This window comes from Streptomyces sp. NPDC097129 (genome assembly GCF_055668065.1).
This window is the reverse complement of sequence record NZ_JBVOQE010000004.1, coordinates 204911-224351: the sequence shown is the minus strand read 5'-3', so window position 1 is coordinate 224351 and position 19441 is coordinate 204911. Positions and strand designations below refer to the sequence as shown.

Below are 19441 nucleotides of genomic sequence, written 5' to 3'. Positions count from 1 at the left end.
GTGCGGGTGGCGTTCGGTCGCGCTAAGAGATCACGTGGTCGCGCGACGTGATCCAGCACGCCGGTGCCGCGCGCCGCCGCGCCCCTGCTGGAGGGCGGCGGGCGGGCCCGTCGTCAGCCGGCCGTCATCGGCCCGGGTACGGCCAGGGGTTGGGCAGGCAGTGGATGCCGTCGTGGTCCAGGAACTTGGTCTGCTGCTGCATGACCGGGGCGAGTTCGCCGTCCTTGTCGCAGGTGACGTGACCGTGGCCGAGGCGGTGGCCCACCTCGTGGTTGATCAGCATCTGCCGGTAGGCGTGGATCTGCTCGCCGTACGTCGGGGAACCCTGCGCCCACCGATAGGCGTTGATCATCACGCGCTCGGTGGCGGCCGAGTCGCAGGAGACGTTGTCCTCGGTGGTGTCCAGGCCCGACTTGGCGCACCAGGTGGCGGTGGTGCCGGGGCTGGCGAGCGTGATGACGAAGTCGGGCTTGCCGGAGGAGACGCGCTCGAAGGTGCGCGCGCCGCCGTGCGCCCAGCTGCGGGGGTCGTTGAGCGTCTTCTGCACGGCCTCGGCGAACAGCGCGCCGTCGAGACCGAGCCCCTGCTCCACGTCCACGCGGTAGGTGTACTTCTGCCCCGTGCCGGGCGCCCTGTCGGTGCCGGGCACCGCCTCGAAGGTCCCGGGGCCCTTGAAGGTGGCGCCGAGCGGGTACTTCCGCGCCATCTTCTGCTCGTACGTCAGCGGGGCGACCGGCACCGACGCGTTCGGCCGGCCGTCGCCGCGCGAGGCGGAGTCGCGGGCGTCGCGCGCCTGGCCGGTGGCCGACTGCGCGCGTACGCCGTCCCCATGACCGCCTGCGACCTGCCCGGCCACGATGATCGCGAGCACGGTGGTGACGGCGGCTGCGGCGATGCCGGTGAACGTGCGGCCCTTGCCGCCCTTGGCGGCCTTGGCTGCCTCGGCGCGGTCGGGCCCGCCGGACTGATCGGGCCCCTCGGACTGGTCGGGCTGGTCGGGCTGGTCGGGCCGGTCGTCCGTGGCGAGGCCGGCGTCCGGGGTCCGGGCACCGGGTGGGGCGGCGGCCGCACGGGCTCCGGCACCTGCTCCGGCGGAGGGGCGGGAGGGGTCGGCGGAGCGGCCGACGGGCCCGTCGGGGTCTGCCCGGGGGCGGACGAAGACGTCGTCGCGGGGGCCGCGGCCGTCGCCGTCGATGCCCTCGAAGGCGTCCAGGTACTCCTGACGGGGGCCGGCCGAGCGCGCCCGTCGCTGTCGCGGAATGGGAACTCCGTCGACCTGCGTTCCCGGAGGCCGCCCGGGCCCCGCGGCTGCACCGGGTCGCGCCGGCTCGCCCCAGCCCTCGCCGGGTTCCCGCTGCTCGGGATGGCCACCGCGCACCCGGGGCACCCCGTGCGCGGGGGTGCCGCCGGGGACACGGGGGACGCCATGCGCGGGAGTGCCGTCGGGCAGACGAGGCACACCGCGCCCCGGGGTCCCGTCAACCGGCCTCTCTAGGCCCTGTGTCGGACCGCCCTGCCCCATCCGGGCCCCCGGCATGGGCGAGCCCGGCATCGCGGGACCGGGCATGGGCGACCCCGGCAAGGGCGACACCCCCGGCATCACGGCACCCGGCAAGGGCGACGCCCCGGGCATCGGCCGCCCATGGATGGCCCCGGGACCGGACCAAGGGCCGCCGAGCCCGCCAGGCCCGCCGAGCCCGCCAGTGCCGCCAAGCCCGCCAGCGCCGCCAAGCCGGCCAAGGCCACCCGGCCCGCCGGACGCCGCAGGCCCCCCAGCACCCGCACCCCCCCTGGCCCGCCCCCCTACTACGTCCTCCCCCACCCCCGGTGTCGGCGGCTGCGGAGCCGGTGTTTCCGCGCGCCCCGCCCCCGTCGTCCCCGTGGTGTCGCCAGGCGCCTTTTTCGGCGCGGGCCCCCGCCTGCTGTGGCGTCCCACGTCGCCCTTCAGCTCCCCTGGTTCGCGGACTCGGATTCGGACACGGACTCAGCGGCGGAGCCGGAGCCGGGGCCGGAGCCGGAGCCGGAGCCGGAGCCGGAGCCGGCCGAGGCTCTCTCCACCTCGGTCAGCAGGTCGCGGAATCCGGAGGCAACCGCCCGGGGGTACTCCATCATGGCCACGTGCCCGGCCTCCGGCAGCGTCAGCAGGCGGGCGTCGCGGAAGGTGCGCGCCGCCCTCCGGGCCATGCGGAAGCCGACGAGCCGGTCGCGGCCGCCGTAGACGAGCAGGGTGGGGGCGAGGACGCGGGCGGCCTGGCGCCACAGCCCGTGCTGGCCGCCCAGCGTGTAGGCGTCGACGATCCCGCGCGCGGAACGCGCCATGGCGTCCCAGAAGTACGGCAGCTGCATGCGCCGCTCCAGCTCCTCCACGGCGTACCGGAACGCCTCCGGTGACACCCGTGAGGGGTCGCCGTAGCACAGGGCCATGGAGCCGCGGACGCGCTGCTCGGCCGTCCAGTCGCGGGTCAGCCGGGTGAACAGCGTGGACACGCCGGGCACGGCCAGCAGCCCGGTCGGCACGGCGGAGCGCTGGATGCGCAGCTCCGGCAGCGCGGGTGAGACGAGCGTCAGCGTGCGCACCAGGTCGGGGCGCAGGGCGGCCACGCGCGTGGAGACGGCCCCGCCGAGGGAGTTGCCGAACAGGTGGACCGGTCCGCGCCCGGACGCGTCGAGGTAGCGGATCACGGCACGCGCGTGCCCGCTGATGGAGTAGTCGCCGTCGTCCGGCGGCGGCGAGTCGCCGAAGCCCGGCAGGTCAACGGCCTCACTGTCCACGACGCCGTCCAGCTCGGCCATGAGCGACGACCAGTTCTGCGAGGAACCGGCGAGCCCATGGACGTACAGCGCGGGCGGCAGCCCCTCACGCGTGGCGGGCCGCGAGCGCACGCTGAGAGTGATACCGGGCAGTCCTACCGACGTCAGCCGTTCGCCCTCCGCGACCCTGACGGGCACCGTCTTCGGCGCCAGGTTGGTGGGCGGCACGGACGGCAGCTCGGTCGAAGACATGGAGCAATGTTACGAGACGATCACGCAATGGTTCACGTGTTCGGCGTCACAGGGGTCGCCGCCACCTCATCGGGCACACGGCCGGCGCGGCCGTGCGCGCGGGACGACGACCACGCACGGCCGGGACAACAACACACAACCACGCACGCACGCACGCACGCACGCGGCCAGGAGGACACCGGCGGCCACGTACACGCGCGTACGGCATCCGCCACGCAGACGCGTGTACGGCATCCGCCACGCACACGCGCGTACGACCGCGTACAGCATGGCGTCCGCATCGGGTGTCTCCTACGCTCAGGACAGGGCACCCGGGTGTGACCCCTGCTTCTTCAGGGACATTCATAGGAAGGGAGCCCGTCCATGACCGTCGACCCCACCGATCCCGAGACGTTCCAGGAGATCGAGGAGGAGGGTGTTACGGAGTTCGATGTCGAGGCGCCCGACGCTGACGCCGCCGAGCAGCACGCCGCCGTCGCGCCCGAACGGGACGACCCGCTGACCGAGGTGGACCCCGGCCGGGCGAACGAGGCCGACCTGATCGAGCAGGCACGCGTCGTCTCCCTCGACGAGGACGACTACCGCTGACCTCCGTACACCGCGCTGAGCTGGAGAGAGGCCATTTTTTGCCCGCTCGGACCCGGTTTGAAACCTCTTACCCGACTTTCGCCACCGTCCGGTCCGTGAAATTCTGCGCTCGCACCGCGCACACCCGGGTTACCGAAAAGTACGATGGCGGCGCGGCGCACACCGCATGTGGACGACTTTGGGAGGCGGCGTGACAGCCATCGAGCAGACAGAGGCGGCACGCCCGCGAGGTACGCGCCTGCCGCGCCGTGCCCGACGGAACCAGCTGCTGGGCGCCGCACAGGAAGTCTTCGTGGCGCAGGGCTACCACGCCGCCGCGATGGACGACATCGCCGAACGGGCCGGCGTCAGCAAGCCGGTGCTCTACCAGCACTTCCCGGGCAAGCTCGATCTCTATCTCGCGCTGCTGGACCAGCACTGCGAGTCCCTGATCCAGGCCGTGCGCAACGCGCTGGCCTCGACGACCGACAACAAGCAGCGCGTGCGGGCGACGATGGACGCCTACTTCGCGTACGTCGAGGACGACGGCGGCGCGTTCCGCCTGGTCTTCGAGTCGGACCTGACGAACGAGCCCGCGGTGCGCGAGCGCGTCGACAAGGTCACGAACGAGTGCGCGGAGGCGATCTGCGACGTCATCGCCGAGGACACCGGCCTCTCCCGCGCGGAGTCGATGCTGCTGGCGTCCGGTCTCGGCGGCCTCGCGCAGGTGGTGGCCCGCTCCTGGCTGCACAGCGACCGCAGCGTGCCGCGCGACCAGGCGGTGCAGTTGCTGGCGTCGCTGGCCTGGCGCGGCATCGCCGGCTTCCCGCTGCACGGCACGGAACAGCCGCACTGACGGACGCACTGACGGAACAGCCGCACTGACGCCCCGACCGGGGACCACGACAGCCGACGGGACTTTCGTTTGTTCCCGTCGGCTGTTCGCTGTTGGCGTGCCCGGCGCGGAGCGTACGGGTCCCCTCACCGGGCTAATGTGTGCTGGGTACGGCGCGGAAGGTCGCGCACTTCACTGACCGTCGGAGGGACATAGCCGTGGAGGTCAAGATCGGCGTGCAGCACGCGCCCCGCGAGATCGTTCTGGAGAGCGGTCAGAGCGCCGAGGAGGTCGAGCAGGCGGTGGCCGAGGCGCTGGCCGGCAAGTCGCAGCTGCTGAGCCTCAAGGACGAGCACGGCCGCAAGATCCTGGTCCCGGCCGACCGCCTCGCCTACATCGAGATCGGCGAGCCGGCCCCCCGCAAGGTGGGCTTCGGCGCGCTGTAGGGGCGCCGCGGACGCGTGACCGGAGGGGGCCGACGGTGCCGAACCGTCGGCCCCCTCCGGCGTTCCCCAGGCTCTTCACGGACTTCACGGACTTCACGGACGGGGCACAGGGACTCCACAGCCGAGGATTGGATTCCGCAGGTCACGGGTATGACCGGCTACGACCTTGGTACTGGGTGGGTATCGCTCTGTTGCAATGTCCGGCCGTCTGGGAGGGACCCGCGATGATCTTCGAAGCGCTCGGCTCGGCTGTGCTCGGCCTGGTCCTTGCGTGGGCGGCGCTGCACCGCCTGTCGCACCGGCTGCCGACCCGCGCACTGGTCCTCGCGACGGGCGTCGCCGGCGCCCTCTTCGGCGACTTCGTCACCCACAGCGCACTCGGCACGGACAGCGTCCTGCCGAGCCTGGTCGGCGCGGCGATCGTCTCGGCGGCCTCGCTCTCCCTGCTCCTGCGTCCCGCGGGCCGCCTCCGCCGATCAGCGACGGCGTAGCGGAAGGGGCGACGGCGCAGCCGGAGCCGAAGGGGCGCGGGGAACCGCTCGACCAGCCACAACCGACCCGCAGCCGCACAACTCCCCGCAACCGCCCCCCACCAGGCGCCCCCGCTCAGGCCGCGAGGCCCAGCGCGGCCATCCGCTTCGTGTGCGCCTCGGTGATCCGCGAGAACATCTTCCCGACCTCCGCGAGGTCGAACCCGTCCGCGACGCCGCCCACCAGCATCGTGGACAGCGCGTCCCGGTCCGCCACCACCCGCTGCGACTGCGACAGCGCCTCACCCATCAGCCGCCGCGCCCACAGCGCGAGGCGGCCCCCGACCCGCGGGTCGGCGTCGATCGCGGCGCGCACCCGGTCCACGGCGAACCCGGCGTGGCCCGTGTCGTCCAGCACGGCCAGCACCAGCGAACGCGTGTCGGCGTCCAGGCGGGCCGCGACCTCCCGGTAGAAGTCGCTGGCGATGGAGTCGCCGACGTACGCCTTGACCAGGCCCTCCAGCCAGTCGGAGGGCGCGGTCTGCCGGTGGAAGCCGTCGAGCGCGGCGACGAAGGGGTCCATCGCCAGCGTCGAGTCCTCGCCGATCTCGGTGAGCCGGTCGCGCAGCCGCTCGAAGTGGTGGAACTCGGCCGACGCCATCTTGGCCAGCTCCGCCTTGTCCGCCAGCGTGGGCGCGAGCTTGGCGTCCTCCGCCAGCCGCTCGAACGCCGCGAGCTCGCCGTAGGCGAGCGCGCCGAGCAGGTCCACGACGGCGGCCCGGTACTGCGGTTCGGCGGAGGCCGTCGCCCAGTCCTGGGCGGCGACTCCCGTGGGTGCGTCGGAGGCGTGGTCAGGCTTGTCAGAGCTCGTCATGCAGCGCACAATAGCCCGCTCTCCGCACGACGGAAGGGCTGGTCACCACAGGGGCGGCGGCTGCGCCGCTCCCCACCGGACGGATGTGACGACCACAACGTGACCGAATCGGCCATCGCGTGTGCGCCGATCCAGGGTATGGTGGTAATGCGCCTGCCGAATACTCGGTCGTGTTCCGACGTAGTGTCTCGACGGGCCGCACGTATGAGGATGCCCGGTCGGTGGCCCGATCGGCTCCGACCCGACAGCCCTCCCCGACCGTACGGCAGGACGCGTACGGCCCCGGAGGGGGACACCCTCAGCGGTACGAGCGCTCGAGCGTCGGCAGAGGTCCCGTGCACTACGGCTTGCCCGTCCGGCATTCCGTAAGGCGGCCGACGTCCCCGGCACGGTCCGACACGACCCCCGCGCTCGCCTCGCACCGCGCACACAGAAGAGGCAGCACCCTGACTACGACGTTCCGAGAGCTCGGGATTCTCCCCGAGACCGCCGAGGCCCTGGAGGCCGTCGGCATCATCACCCCCTTCCCCATCCAGGAGATGACCCTCCCCGTCGCCCTCTCGGGCACGGATGTCATCGGCCAGGCCAAGACCGGCACGGGCAAGACCCTCGGCTTCGGTCTTCCGCTCCTCGAGCGCGTGACCGTCCCCGCCGACGTCGAGGCCGGGCGCGCCGCCCCCGATGCCCTCACCGACGCCCCGCAGGCCCTCGTCGTCGTCCCCACGCGCGAGCTGTGCACCCAGGTCACCAACGACCTGCTGACCGCGGGCAAGGCCCGTAACGTGCGCGTGCTGGCGATCTACGGCGGCCGGGCCTACGAGCCGCAGGTCGAGGCGCTGAAGAAGGGCGTCGACGTGATCGTCGGCACCCCGGGCCGCCTGCTCGACCTCGCCGGCCAGAAGAAGCTGGACCTCAAGCACGTCAAGTGCCTGGTCCTCGACGAGGCCGACGAGATGCTCGACCTGGGCTTCCTGCCGGACGTCGAGAAGATCATCAACATGCTGCCGGCCAAGCGGCAGACCATGCTGTTCTCGGCCACGATGCCGGGCGCGGTCATCGGTCTCGCCCGCCGCTACATGTCCCGGCCCACGCACATCCGCGCCACCGCGCCGGACGACGAGGGCGTGACGGTCGCGAACATCAAGCAGTTCGTCTACCGCGCGCACAACATGGACAAGCCGGAGATGGTCTCCCGCATCCTGCAGGCCGAGGGCCGCGGACTCGCGATGATCTTCTGCCGGACCAAGCGCACGGCGGCCGACATCGCCGAGCAGCTGGAGCGCCGCGGCTTCGCCTCCGGCGCGGTCCACGGCGACCTCGGCCAGGGCGCCCGCGAGCAGGCGCTGCGCGCGTTCCGCAACGGCAAGGTCGACGTCCTCGTCTGCACCGACGTCGCCGCGCGCGGCATCGACGTCGAGGGTGTCACGCACGTCATCAACTACCAGACCCCTGAGGACGAGAAGACGTACCTGCACCGCGTCGGCCGCACCGGCCGCGCGGGCGCCAAGGGTACGGCGATCACCCTCGTCGACTGGGACGACATCCCGCGCTGGCAGCTGATCAACAAGGCGCTGGAGCTGGACTTCAACGACCCGGTGGAGACGTACTCGAGCTCCCCGAACCTGTTCTCCGACCTCAACATCCCCGCGGGCACGAAGGGCACCCTGCCGCGCTCCGAGCGCACCCGCGCGGGCCTGGACGCGGAGACGCTGGAGGACCTGGGCGAGCCGGGCGGCCGGGGTGGCCGTGGCCGTCCTGGTGGCCGGGGCGGCCGCCGCGACGAGTCCCGTTCCCACGACCGTGAGGCGGACCGCGAGCGCAGCCGCGCGCCGCGCAGCCGCCGCCGTACGCGCGGCGGGTCGCCGATGGAGGCGGGCGCCGAGCAGACGGCTCCGGCCGCCGAGGCGACCGCGACGGCCGAGAGCACCGAGAGCGCTTCCGGCTCGCGCGTCCTGCGCCGCCGTCGGCGCACGCGCGGCGGTTCGTCGGCCGCCACGGCGCCCCAGACGGCCACCGCCGCCACGCCGCAGCAGAGCGCCCCGGCCGCCGAAGCCGCGGTCGCGGCGTCGGAGGGTACGGCTCTGGCCGCGCCCCTCGACGCGTCCGAAGCCCCGGCGAAGCCGCGCCGCCGCCGGACCCGCAGGTCGGCCGAGGCGCCCACGGCTGTGGCCGAGGCCGCGCCGGCGACGGTGACCGAGCCGGCCGCCCCGTCGGCTCCCGAGCAGACGGAGGTCGCCGAGGCGCCGGCTGCCGCGCCGCGCCGCCGTACCCGCAAGGCGACGGCAGCGCCGGAGACGGCCGCCGAGACCGCCGAGGCCAAGCCGAAGACCCGCCGCACCCGCAAGACCGCGGCGAGCACCGAGGACACCACCGCCGTGGCCGGGGCGGCCCAGGTGACGTCGGACGCCGCTGAGGCGACCGAGGAGAAGCCGAAGGCCCGCCGTACGCGCAAGACCGCGGCGAGCAAGGCCACCGCGCCGGAGCCCACCGAGGCAGCCGCCGAGACGGCCGTCGACACGGCGGAGGCCACCGAGGCCAAGCCCAAGACCCGCCGCACCCGCAAGACCGCGGCGAGCAAGGCCACCGAGGCAGCCGCCGAGGCGATCGCCGAGATCCCGGCCCAGGCCACCGCCGAGCCGGACACCGACGCCAAGCCGAAGACGGCCCGCCGCACCCGCAAGGCCACGGCGGCGCCGGAGACGGCCGCCGAGACCGCCGTCGACACGGCCGAAGCCGCCGAGGCCAAGCCGAAGACCCGCCGCACCCGCAAGACGGCAGCCGCCGCCACCACGGAAGCGGAGGCGACGACGGCGAGTGCGACGGCGACGGCGACCGCGGAGGCCCCCGAGGCCAAGCCGCGCCGGGCCCGCAAGGCCACGGCGACCGCCGAGGCAGCCGTCGACACGGCCGAGGGCACGGAGGCGAAGCCGAAGGCCCGCCGTACCCGCAAGACCGCGGCGAGCAAGGCCACCGAGGCAGCCGCCGACGCGATCGCCGAGATCCCGGCCCAGGCCACCGCCGAGCCGGACACCGACGCCAAGCCGAAGACGGCCCGCCGCACCCGCAAGGCCACGGCGGCGCCGGAGACGGCCGCCGAGACCGCCGTCGACACGGCGGAGACCGCCGAGGCCAAGCCGAAGACCCGCCGCGCCCGCAAGACGGCAGCCGCCGCCACCACGGAAGCGGAACCGGAGGCGGCGGCCAAGCCGAAGACGGTCCGCCGCGCCCGCAAGGTCGCCGCGACCGCCCCGGAGCCGGCCGACGGCTGACCGGCGCACCAGCGCCCCGGCAAGCGCAACACCCGACGGCCCGTCCCACTTCGCGTGGGCCGGGCCGTCGGCGTCTGCGCATCCCCAGCCCCCGCCCCGCCATGGCCCGCCCGATACCCCGGGACCGCCCGATACCCCGGGACCACCCGATCCCCCCGGACCCCCCGATCCGTCAGGACCGCCCGATACCCTCGGCCCGTGACCGATCCCACCGCGCCCGAACCCGCAGCAGCCCCCTCCCCCTTGACCCCCTCCCCCTCGGCCCCCACCCCCTTCCCCCCGCCCCTCGGCGCCCGCGCCCACCGTCTGCGCACCGCGCGGGGGGAGTTCGCGGTGGTGGACATGCCGGTGGCGCCCGGTGTCGCTCAGCGGGGCGTCGCGCTGCTGGTGCCCGGCTACACCGGCAGCAAGGAGGACTTCGCGCTGCTGCATGCGCCGCTCGCCGAGCGCGGGTACCGGACGGTCGCCGTGGACGGACGCGGGCAGAACGAGTCCGACGGTCCGGCGGACGACGAGTCGCCGTACGCCCAGGGCGAGTTGGCGCGGGACGTGCTGGCGCAGGCGGCGGCCCTCGGGGAGCCGGTGCATCTGCTCGGGCACTCGCTCGGCGGGCAGCTGTGCCGGGCGGCCGTGCTGCTCGACCACACGCCGTTCCGGTCGTTCACCCTGATGTCCTCGGGCCCGGCGCAGATCTCCGTCTCCCAGGAGCAGCGGGTGAAGCTGCTGAGGGACGCGCTCGCGGTGATGACGATGGCCGAGGTGTGGGACGTCATGCAGACGATGGGCCCGCCGGAGGAGGTCGGCGGCCCGGCGCGCGGCCCGGTGAGCCCGGAACAGCTGCGGCAGCGCTGGCTGAACACCCGGACGGCGCAACTGCTCGCCACGGGACGGCAGTTGTGCGACGAACCGGACCGGGTGGCCGAACTGGCCGCCCTCCCGCTGCCGTTCCACGTACTGTCGGGCGCCCACGACGACACCTGGCCGGTGCCCCTGCTGGACGACATGGCCGTACGCCTGCGGGCGCGCCGCACGGTCATCGACGGCGCCGAGCACTCCCCCAACGCCGACCAGCCGGCCGCGACGGCCCGGGCCCTCGCCGACTTCTGGGACACGGTCCCCGGCGCCAGGGGCTAGTACAGCGTCCGCAGATGATCCCAGAACCCGTCCCGCAGTGCGCGGCGCAGGTCGGCCTGGCCGCGCAGGGAGTACTGGAGCAGGCCCTCGGCCTCGACGAGCAGGTCCTGGTCGACGGAGCCCGGCAGATAGGGATGGCCGGGCAGCAGCTCCACCAGAGCCTCGCGTCCGCGCGCCGCGAGCCACTTCGCGGCGATCTGCGCGCCGACGAAGCGGACGTCCTCGCGGGTCGGCCGGGCGGCCTGCGCGCCCTCGTAGGTGGCGGCGGTACGCCGGGAGACGTACGGCTTGAAGAAGTCGAGGTCGAGGGTGCGCTGGCTGTCGACCTCCCACAGCAGGGGTTCCGCCTGGTTGCGGCCCTCGGGCGCCTCGATGCCCCACAGGTGCACCCGGGCGCCGTAGCCCTGGGCCGCCTCGACCGCCGAGACGAGGTCCTCGTCGCCGCCGAGCAGGGCCGCGTCGCTGATCGCGCGGTGCCGGGCGAGGGACTCCAGGTCGGAGCGGATCAGTGAGTCGACGCCCTTTTGCTGGTTGTTGGCGTTGAGGTTGCCGAGGCGGACCTTGACGTCGGGCAGTTCCGCGATGCACTGCTGCTCGGCGGTGTGGATACGGCGCCGGGCGCCGTCGTACCAGTAGACGCGCAGCAGGCGGCTGTCGGCGAAGACGGAGCGGGCGCGGTCGATGAGCGCCTCGATGAGGCCCTCGGCGTCGAGGTCGAAGGCGCGGCGGTCCTCGGTGCCCGCGACCAGGCGTCCGGCGGCCGCGTACAGGTAGCCCGCGTCGACGAAGATCGCATGGGTGGAGGGGGTCTTGGCCACCTCGGCGAGCATGCGCTGGAGCAGCTCGTTCGTGCGGTCGATGCGGGCGGCCAGGGCCACCAGGTCGTCGTTCATCGTCTCCATTGTCCCGTTGGTCACGCTGTGAACACAACCGGTCCCGTTCGGTCCCGCAGCCGACGCCTTACTCGTTAGTAATTAGTCGTTCGAAAAATTTCTTTAGCGTAGGGAATGTTCGTAACACGGGGCAGGTTGACTAAGACGTACGGATCGCGGGCACCGAGGCCCAGTGGTCCACTGATGAGTAGTTCTCCCAGGAGGATGACCAGACGAAGGGGGAAGCCACCATGCGCTTCGAAATCATGCGACTCGACGACGTCGACGGTACGCCCGTGGACACGACTGTCGTGGACGCCGCCTCCGTCAACAGGATCGTGCAGCAGGCCGCCGCCATCGGGCAGCGCCTGTGGATCCGCCCGGCCGACACCACGGCCTCATAACAGGGCGGCTCCCCCACAAGAAGCCTCAGGGCCCCGCACGGCACATACGCCGCCGCGGGGCCCTGCTGCGTGTACGGGCCGGGATCAGCCGCCCCGGATCACCTGCGTGACACCGTTGATGATCTGCTGCACGGCGATCGCGGAGAGCATCATGCCGGCGAGCCGGGTCACCAGGACCACGCCGCCGTCCTTGATGACCTTGATGATCAGCAGCGAGTAGCGCATCACCAGCCACAGCACGACGTGGATCGCCAGGATCGCCGCCCACACCGACACCTGCGAGGAGACGCTGCCGGCCTTCTGCACGGCCAGGATGACCGACACGATCGCGCCGGGACCGGCCAGCAGCGGCATGCCCAGCGGGACCAGGGCGACGTTGACGTCCTTGGTCTGCTTGGGCTCGTCGGTCTTGCCGGTGAGCAGATCGAGGGCGATGAGCAGCAGGAGCAGCCCGCCCGCGATCATCAGCGCGGGCACGGAGACGTGCAGGTAGTCCAGGATCTGGTGGCCGAGCAGACCGAAGACGGTGATCACACCACCGGCCACGCACACGGCCTGAAGGGCCATGCGCTTCTGCACCCGGGCGGGGCGGCCGCCCGTCAGCGCGATGAAGATCGGGGTGATCCCGGGGGGATCCATGATGACAAAAAGGGTCAGAAAGAGAGAACCGAAGACAGCGACGTCGAACATGAGTGTGGTGCAAGCCTTGCGAGAAGTGAGAGAGAGAAGGTGGGCGTGAGCGGACGGCTCACACTCCGCCGGCGCCCGGCACCGGGAACGCGCCGGTCGCGCGCCGCGTGATCTCGCCGTAGACCTCGGGGTCGGTCGTGTACGTCCCGAGCTCGACCGTCTTGCGGCTGCCGTGGTAGTCGGAGGAGCCGGTGACCAGCAGGCCGAGGTCCTTCGCCAAGCCGCGCAGCCGGGCCCTGGTCTCCTCGTCGTGGTCCATGTGGTCGACCTCGATACCGTCGAGACCGGCGGCCGCCATCTTCGCGATCGCGGACTCCGGTACGGTGCGGCCCCGCTTGCTCGCGGCGGGGTGCGCGAAGACCGTGACCCCGCCCGCGCCCTTGACCAGCCGGATGGCCTCGAAGGGATCGGTCTCGTGCTTCCCGACGTACGCCCGGCCGCCGTCGGCGAGCCAGTCGGCCGTGAACGCGTCGCTGACGGTGGGGACGACACCCAGCTCGACCAGCGCGGTCGCCACGTGCGGCCGCCCGACCGATCCGCCGCCGGCGATCCGGGCCACCTGCTCCCAGGTGACCGGCACGCCCAGCGCGTTCAGCTTGGCGACCATGCCCTGGGCCCGCGGCACCCGGTCGTCCCGCACCAGCTCGCGCTCGGCGAGCAGCGCGGGCTCCTCGGGGTCGAAGAGGTAGGCCAGCAGGTGCATCGAGACGCCGTCGATACGGCAGGACAGCTCGGCGCCGGTGACCAGCGTGAGCCCCTCGGGCAGCGCGGCGATCGCCTCGGCGTGTCCGCGGGTGGTGTCGTGATCGGTCAGCGCGACGACGTCCAGCCCGGCCGCCGCGGCGTTGCGCACCAGCTCGGCCGGGGTGTCCGTACCGTCGGACGCGGTGGAGTGGCAGTGCAGATCGATGCGCACGACGCGAACTCCAGGCGAGGACGACACGGAAGGGGACGCCTCAGCATACCGGGACACGGCAGCCCCCTGTCACACCCCGAAGCAGGGGGCACCCCCTACACGCAGGGCGGCGGCACCGCAGGCAGGGGCGCGGGGAACCGCGCGGCCGGCCACGACGGACCCGCAGCCGATCACGCACCCCGGCCCTTACGGCGCCCTACGGTTTCAGCAAGCGCGGAGACAACGCCCCGCACGGCACCAGCTCGACTTCCGCCCCCGCCTCCCGGACGTCCGCCAGCACCAGCTCGTCGTACATCAGCAGCCCCGACTGCTCGGGCCACACCACCGCCCACAGCCACAGCCCGAGCGCCTCGCCCGCGAAGACCGCCCGGTCGGCCGGTCCGCCGGACACATGCCACAGCGGGGTCGGCCGCCCGGCGGCCAGCACCTTGACCTCGGCGGGCTTCTCGACGTTCAGATGGGGTCCCGGGTCGGGTCCGTCCAGGCCGGCGTACCGCGCGCCGAGCCCCACGCCCAGTTCCTCGGCGACGAGGATCAGCTCCCCCATGCCGCCGAGCGGGCCGGGGCCCGTACAGGCCACCGCGGTCGCGCGGCCGCCGCTGCGGTCGTCGCCGGCGCAGGCCACGCCCGTGAAGAGCCAGCCGACCGGCAGCGGCCACGGCATCCACACCGGCACCTGGGTGCGGCGCACCACCGCGGTCAGGGCCTCCACACTGGGCGGGATCACAGGCTGCAGCGGATACACCGTCCCGTGGACATCGCACTTCCAGGAATCGGCGAAGAGGCCGGGAGCCCTGACCCGGCCACCACACTTCGGGCAACTGGGTTCGCCCCTCATAGAGCCCCACGGTCCTACCCCGGCCGCCCCACGTCAAGGACGATCACCCGTCCGGGTCCTCCCCGCCCGCCGCCCCCCACCAGCCAAAACTAGATGCTACTTGCACTAATTAGCGCGCCTAACTTACTATATGCATATTGCAACCATCTCTCGCCGGGCACTCGCCGGGATTGGAGAAGACATGGACCCCTTCGACGCGGGAGCCGGCGGCCTCCTGCGGCAGCCCAAGGCGGTCTGGGCGACCGCGGGCGCGTCCGTCGTCGCCTTCATGGGCATCGGACTGGTCGACCCGATCCTGCCGTCGATCGCCAAGGGCCTTCAGGCCACCCCGAGCCAGGTCTCCCTGCTGTTCACCTCCTACTTCCTGATCACCGCGATCGCGATGCTGGTCACCGGCTTCGTCTCCAGCCGCATCGGGGGCCGCAAGACGCTGCTGGCCGGTCTCGCGCTGGTCGTGGTCTTCGCCGGTCTGGCCGGCACCTCGAACTCGGTCGGCGAGCTGGTCGGCTTCCGCGCGGGCTGGGGTCTCGGCAACGCGCTCTTCGTCTCCACCGCGCTCGCGGTGATCGTCGGCGCGGCGGCCGGCGGCTCCGCGGCGGCGATCCTGCTGTACGAGTCGGCGCTCGGCCTCGGCATGGCCTGCGGCCCGCTGCTGGGCGCGCTGCTCGGCGACGCCAGCTGGCGCTACCCGTTCTTCGGCACCGCGTTCCTGATGGCCGTGGGCTTCCTGTGCATCACGGTGTTCCTGAAGGAGCAGCCGAAGCCCGCCCGCAAGACCTCGCTCCTCGACCCGCTCAAGGCGCTCGGGCACGGCGGCCTCGCCTCCGCGGCCGTCTCGGCGTTCTTCTACAACTACACGTTCTTCACGATCCTGGCCTTCACGCCGTTCGTGCTGAACATGACGCCGTACAAGTCGGGCGCGGTCTTCTTCGCCTGGGGCGTGCTGCTGGCGGTGTTCTCGGTGATCGTGGCGCCGCGCATGCAGGCGCGCTTCGGCTCGCTGAAGGTGCTGGGCGGCTCGCTGGTGCTGCTCGCGATCGACGTGGCCGTCCTCGGCTACGGCGACCACACCACGGCGATCGTCTGCACGATCCTGTCCGGCGCCTTCATCGGCGTGAACAACACCGTCTACACCGAGCTGGCCCTCGGCGTGTCGGATGCCCCGCGCCCGGTGGCCAGCGCCGGCTACAACTTCGTGCGGTGGTTCGCCGCGGCGGCCGCGCCCTACCTCGCGCCGAAGATCGAGGAGTGGAGCGACCTCCACATCCCGTTCGTGGTGGCGGCGGTCACCGCGGTCGTGGGCGCGCTCGTGGTCGTCGTACGACGGAAGGCGCTGACGCACGACGCCGAGGCGCTGGAGCCGAAGCACGCCACCGAGGACGGTGTCACGGTCTTCGCCAACTGACCTGGCGGATCAAGGGGTTGGTGACATCGGTCACTCCAGCGGCACGGACCTGCGGGACGGATCCCGCAGGTCCGTTCCGTGCGTCAGCCACTTCTCCTGGAGGGCCTGGGCGCCGTGCACGCGCTTCCAGGCGGCCTCGTTCGGGGTCATCGGCAGCAGCGGCAGGAAGCGGACCGGGTCCATCGGGTCGTCCAGCTCCAGGTCCTCCACCAGCCCGCCGGGCTCGGCGACGAGGACGGAGGTGAAGGGGGCGCCCGGCCACAGCGGCTCGCCGACGTCCAGGGACGCCCCCGGGGTCACGATCAGACCCTCGACCTGCGGGGACGCGGCCAGCACGGCGAGCGGCCGGAGCGCCTTGTCGGTGTCGGCGACGCCGGCGCGCACCGACAGCACCAGCTCGGCCCGGGGCCCCTGCACGGGGTCGGCGAGCATCGCGGTGGGGTCGGCCATGGGCTGCGCGGACATGCCGAGGGTCGCGTAGCGCACGATGTCCCCCTCGTGGAAGCGCAGCACCTCGATCCGTTCCGTGCCGAGGAAGGTGACCGCCGCGCGTGCGTCCGGCTCGCCCAGCGCGGTGCGCAGGCGGGCCTCGACCAGAGGAAGAACATCTGCCATGCCGCGAGCATAGAACTCGTCAGTAGCGGGCAAAGCGGCGCCTTGACACACCGGTCGGCTGATACTCTTGGCCGGTCGGGCCGCCCGCAGAAGCGGTGCGCAGTCAACCCGGCGCCGAAGGAACTCCCTTACGAGGGACCGACCGGAGGAGGTGGGGCTGTCATGGATCGAAGTCGACCGTGCAGTACCACTCGCTCTTCCGGCCGCTGATGCGGTTGCCCTGAATCCGGCCCGCTGCCGCCTTTCGCGCTCGCGCCTTCACTCGGAAGAGCACTTCGTTTCGTTTTGCCTGATCTGTCTGATCTGAATCAGCAGCGAAGCTCGCCACCGCGACGGTGCGGTGCTCCCCGCTTTGTGGATGTGCCAAACACGTGCACGCAGGACGTCCTCATTCCGGGTAGTTCCACCCGCTGCGGGTGACCGGGGTCTTCGCTGCCCGATGCGAAGGAGCCCGCCATGTCGATGATCCGCGACCTGCGCGCAGTGGTCCGCCCCTCCCGTGTCTCCCTGCGCAAGGAACTGCCCAGGACCGGCGGCTACGACACCTCCCCCCGCCCGGCCCGGCCCTCGGCCGTCGTCGACTGCGCCGTCTACCGCGACGGCGCCCGCCTGCCCAGCGACCGCCCGATCACCCCGCAGGAGGCCATGCGCCAGGTGCGGCGCGACGGCGGCTTCGCGTGGATCGGGCTGCACGAGCCGACCGAGGACGAATTCGCGGGCATCGCCACGGAGTTCGGGCTGCACCCGCTGGCCGTGGAGGACGCCGTGCAGGCCCACCAGCGGCCCAAGCTGGAGCGGTACGACGACTCGCTGTTCACCGTCTTCAAGACGGTCCACTACGTCGAGCACACCGAACTCACCGCCACCAGCGAGGTCGTCGAGACCGGCGAGGTGATGTGCTTCACCGGGCGGGACTTCGTCATCACCGTCCGGCACGGCGGGCAGGGCAGTCTGCGCGCGCTGCGCCACCGCCTCCAGGACGACCCGGAGCTGCTCGCCAAAGGCCCCTCGGCGGTGCTGCACTCCATCGCCGACCACGTCGTGGACGGCTACATCGCGGTCGCCGACTCGCTCCAGGACGACATCGACGCCGTGGAGACGGACGTCTTCTCGCCCGGGCGCAAGGGCACCCCGCGCGGCACGGACGCCGGCCGGATCTACCAACTCAAGCGGGAGATCCTGGAGTTCAAGCGGGCGGTGTCGCCGCTGCTGCGGCCCATGCAGCTGCTGAGCGAGCGGCCGATGCGGCTGGTGGACCCCGACATCCAGAAGTACTTCCGGGACGTCGCCGACCACCTCGCCCGCGTCCAGGAGCAGGTCGTCGGCTTCGACGAGCTGCTGAACTCCATCCTGCAGGCCAACCTCGCGCAGGCGTCCGTGGCGCAGAACGAGGACATGCGGAAGATCACCTCATGGGCCGCGATCATCGCCGTACCGACGATGGTGTGCGGGGTGTACGGGATGAACTTCCAGTACATGCCGGAGCTGCACTGGCACTACGGCTACCCGGTGATCATGTCGGTCACGGTGGTGATCTGTCTCGGCATCCACCGGACGCTGAAGCGCAACGGCTGGCTGTGACGGGCGTGGCGCAGGCGCTGGTTAGGCTGGGCGCATGACAAGCGAGCTGCTCGACCAGGCCCTCGTCGAGGAGGCCACGAAGAAGTCCGGCCTCATCTGGGTCACGGCCGCCGGCGCCCCGGCCGCGCGTGCGCTGTGGCATGTGTGGCACGAGGGTGCGGTGTGCCTGGTCGGCGACGGGAGCGGGGAGCAGCCGCTGACCGGGCTCACCGACGGCGGCACCGCCGAGGTGACCGTGCGCAGCAAGGACAAGGGCGGCCGGCTGGTGTCCTTCCCCGCGAAGGTCGTCGAGCTGGCGCCGGAGTCCGAGGCGTGGCAGGCGGCCGTCGCCGAGCTGAAGGGCAAGCGGCTCAACGCGCCCGACGGCGAGGCGATGGTGGAGCGGTGGGCGCGCGAGTGCCGGGTGCTCCGCATGGAACCGGTCGGGTCGGTGTTGCCGTTGCCCGAGGGGTCGCTGTCGGCGGCGCCGGTCGCCTCGCCGGCGACCACGCGGGAAGCCGTCCCGGCGGGATTGCCTCGGTTGCTTTTCAAGAAACGTAAGCGGTAGCGCTGCGCGGCGGGGGCCTGGTTCTGTCGTTTTGCGGCTACGGCGCCGTCGTGGCTGGTCGCGCAGTTCCCCGCGCCCCTTTGGGGCGCTCCTCACGACCAGCGCTTGAAGCTACGACGTCGGCAGTTGCCTGCCGTAGTCCACGGTGTCGTCCTTGCCCGGCTCCGCCAGCGGGAAGTCCTGGCCCCAGTCCGAGAAGACCAAGGTGCCCGCGCCGCCCGCGCGGACCAGACGCAGGGGGTACGGCTTGCCTTCCAGGGAGACGTCGAGGGTGCCGCCGGAGCCCTTGTCGCCGGTGAGGCGGACGGTGGGCACGCCGGACTGCTCGTGGTGGCCGTCCGTGGCGAGCGGGCCGTGCAGGGTCAGCACACTGTCGAGGAGGACGTCCTTGTCCGTGAAGCCGCTGAACCGCTGGTACGCGGGGTCGCGCTGCGGCACCTTCACGTACTTGCCGCCGAGCTTGTCGGCGGCCGCGGTGTCCGCCACCTTCGGTCCGCCCTTGGAGTCCTCGTGGTCCCAGAAGTCCGACCCGGCCTTCAGGAACAGCTGCTTGTCCACGCGCAGCAGCTGGAAGGTGCCCGCCTCGGAGGTGACCGACCCGGTGCCGCCGTTCCCCTTCAGGCGCATGTCCAGCTTGTACGTGTGCCCGCCCGCCACCACGTTGCCCGCGAGGTGCACGGCGTCGACGGAGTCCGCGGCCTGCTGGGTACGGCTCTGGATCTGCTCGGCCGGCAGCTTGCCGACGCCGTTGGTGCCCGCGTCCGGATCGTCGGCGCACCCCGCGAGCCCGGTCACGGCCAGCACCGTGAGCGCGCCGGCGAGCGCGTTCCGGCGGGTGAGTCGCAGGGCAGTCGCAGTCACGGAAGCAGGCGCCTTTCCGTCGGGGTCCACAGCGGCGTACGGCAGCGTACCGGGGCCCGGCCCACCGGGCGGAGCCAGTCCGTCCGGACCGTCCACGGGGACGTTTCCGAACGG

The 19441-nt window shown here is 72.5% G+C and carries 19 protein-coding genes; 10 read left to right on the top strand and 9 right to left on the bottom strand.

Going from position 1 to position 19441, the window contains the following annotated elements:
• Positions 1-124: 124 nt before the first annotated feature.
• Both AC0B9F_RS14850 and AC0B9F_RS14845 read right to left on the bottom strand, forming a co-directional pair.
• Positions 125-1936: a DUF3152 domain-containing protein gene (locus AC0B9F_RS14850; RefSeq protein WP_472002511.1), complete on the bottom strand. Its 1812-nt coding sequence runs from the start codon at positions 1934-1936 to the stop codon at positions 125-127.
• Between the two features lie 8 nt (positions 1937-1944).
• Positions 1945-3003, bottom strand: a complete 1059-nt coding sequence (locus tag AC0B9F_RS14845; protein ID WP_472002509.1) for an alpha/beta fold hydrolase — start codon at positions 3001-3003, stop codon at positions 1945-1947.
• A gap of 363 nt (positions 3004-3366) precedes the next feature.
• Between AC0B9F_RS14845 and AC0B9F_RS14840 the strand changes: the two genes are divergently transcribed.
• The 4 genes from AC0B9F_RS14840 to AC0B9F_RS14825 all read left to right on the top strand — a co-directional run bounded on the left by AC0B9F_RS14840 (position 3367) and on the right by AC0B9F_RS14825 (position 5342).
• Positions 3367-3591 carry a hypothetical protein gene (locus tag AC0B9F_RS14840; RefSeq protein ID WP_472002507.1) on the top strand — a complete coding sequence of 75 codons (225 nt, stop codon included), beginning with the start codon at positions 3367-3369 and terminating at the stop codon, positions 3589-3591.
• A 190-nt stretch (positions 3592-3781) separates the two neighbouring features.
• Entirely contained in the window at positions 3782-4426 is a 645-nt protein-coding gene (locus AC0B9F_RS14835; protein WP_472002505.1) for a TetR/AcrR family transcriptional regulator, read from the top strand.
• A gap of 197 nt (positions 4427-4623) precedes the next feature.
• On the top strand, positions 4624-4851 hold the full coding sequence (locus tag AC0B9F_RS14830) for a DUF3107 domain-containing protein (protein WP_472002503.1): 228 nt from the start codon (positions 4624-4626) through the stop codon (positions 4849-4851).
• 224 nt (positions 4852-5075) lie between these two features.
• Positions 5076-5342: a hypothetical protein gene (locus AC0B9F_RS14825; RefSeq protein WP_472002501.1), complete on the top strand. Its 267-nt coding sequence runs from the start codon at positions 5076-5078 to the stop codon at positions 5340-5342.
• A gap of 115 nt (positions 5343-5457) precedes the next feature.
• Here the strand turns inward: AC0B9F_RS14825 and AC0B9F_RS14820 are convergent, their stop codons facing one another.
• Positions 5458-6195, bottom strand: a complete 738-nt coding sequence (locus AC0B9F_RS14820; RefSeq protein ID WP_472002499.1) for a ferritin-like fold-containing protein — start codon at positions 6193-6195, stop codon at positions 5458-5460.
• Positions 6196-6734: 539 nt separating this feature from the next.
• Between AC0B9F_RS14820 and AC0B9F_RS14815 the strand changes: the two genes are divergently transcribed.
• Together AC0B9F_RS14815 and AC0B9F_RS14810 are read left to right on the top strand one after the other, a co-directional pair.
• Positions 6735-9464: a DEAD/DEAH box helicase gene (locus tag AC0B9F_RS14815; protein WP_472002497.1), complete on the top strand. Its 2730-nt coding sequence runs from the start codon at positions 6735-6737 to the stop codon at positions 9462-9464.
• Positions 9465-9707: 243 nt separating this feature from the next.
• A complete protein-coding gene (locus AC0B9F_RS14810; protein ID WP_472002968.1) occupies positions 9708-10598 on the top strand; it encodes an alpha/beta fold hydrolase in 891 nt (296 codons plus the stop codon).
• Here AC0B9F_RS14810 and AC0B9F_RS14805 read toward each other — a convergent pair.
• Positions 10595-11500 carry an NYN domain-containing protein gene (locus tag AC0B9F_RS14805; RefSeq protein ID WP_472002966.1) on the bottom strand — a complete coding sequence of 302 codons (906 nt, stop codon included), beginning with the start codon at positions 11498-11500 and terminating at the stop codon, positions 10595-10597. The genes AC0B9F_RS14810 and AC0B9F_RS14805 overlap by 4 nt on opposite strands.
• Positions 11501-11721: 221 nt before the next feature.
• On the opposite strand from AC0B9F_RS14805, the gene AC0B9F_RS14800 reads away from it, so the two are divergent.
• Positions 11722-11874: a hypothetical protein gene (locus AC0B9F_RS14800; protein WP_155060754.1), complete on the top strand. Its 153-nt coding sequence runs from the start codon at positions 11722-11724 to the stop codon at positions 11872-11874.
• Between the two features lie 84 nt (positions 11875-11958).
• On the opposite strand, the gene AC0B9F_RS14795 is transcribed toward AC0B9F_RS14800, so the two are convergent.
• From AC0B9F_RS14795 to AC0B9F_RS14785, 3 genes are all read right to left on the bottom strand, one after another.
• Entirely contained in the window at positions 11959-12564 is a 606-nt protein-coding gene (locus AC0B9F_RS14795; RefSeq protein WP_361631301.1) for a MarC family protein, read from the bottom strand.
• A 58-nt stretch (positions 12565-12622) separates the two neighbouring features.
• Positions 12623-13480: a PHP domain-containing protein gene (locus AC0B9F_RS14790; RefSeq protein ID WP_472002494.1), complete on the bottom strand. Its 858-nt coding sequence runs from the start codon at positions 13478-13480 to the stop codon at positions 12623-12625.
• A gap of 196 nt (positions 13481-13676) precedes the next feature.
• Positions 13677-14318 (bottom strand): DUF6758 family protein, encoded by a 642-nt coding sequence (locus tag AC0B9F_RS14785; protein ID WP_472002492.1) that lies wholly within the window; start codon positions 14316-14318, stop codon positions 13677-13679.
• Positions 14319-14499: 181 nt separating this feature from the next.
• Here AC0B9F_RS14785 and AC0B9F_RS14780 point away from each other — a divergent pair, with 181 nt between their 5' ends.
• The gene (locus tag AC0B9F_RS14780; protein WP_472002490.1) at positions 14500-15723 is read left to right on the top strand and encodes an MFS transporter; all 1224 of its coding nucleotides are present in this window, start codon (positions 14500-14502) and stop codon (positions 15721-15723) included.
• A 30-nt stretch (positions 15724-15753) separates the two neighbouring features.
• On the opposite strand, the gene AC0B9F_RS14775 is transcribed toward AC0B9F_RS14780, so the two are convergent.
• On the bottom strand, positions 15754-16338 hold the full coding sequence (locus AC0B9F_RS14775; protein WP_472002488.1) for a suppressor of fused domain protein: 585 nt from the start codon (positions 16336-16338) through the stop codon (positions 15754-15756).
• 456 nt (positions 16339-16794) lie between these two features.
• Here AC0B9F_RS14775 and AC0B9F_RS14770 point away from each other — a divergent pair, with 456 nt between their 5' ends.
• Positions 16795-17919, top strand: coding sequence for a magnesium and cobalt transport protein CorA (locus AC0B9F_RS14770; protein WP_472002486.1), 1125 nt, complete (start codon positions 16795-16797; stop codon positions 17917-17919).
• Positions 17920-17953: 34 nt separating this feature from the next.
• A complete protein-coding gene (locus tag AC0B9F_RS14765) occupies positions 17954-18466 on the top strand; it encodes a hypothetical protein (RefSeq protein WP_472002485.1) in 513 nt (170 codons plus the stop codon).
• Between the two features lie 111 nt (positions 18467-18577).
• Here the strand turns inward: AC0B9F_RS14765 and AC0B9F_RS14760 are convergent, their stop codons facing one another.
• Positions 18578-19327 carry a hypothetical protein gene (locus AC0B9F_RS14760; protein WP_472002483.1) on the bottom strand — a complete coding sequence of 250 codons (750 nt, stop codon included), beginning with the start codon at positions 19325-19327 and terminating at the stop codon, positions 18578-18580.
• Positions 19328-19441: the final 114 nt, after the last annotated feature.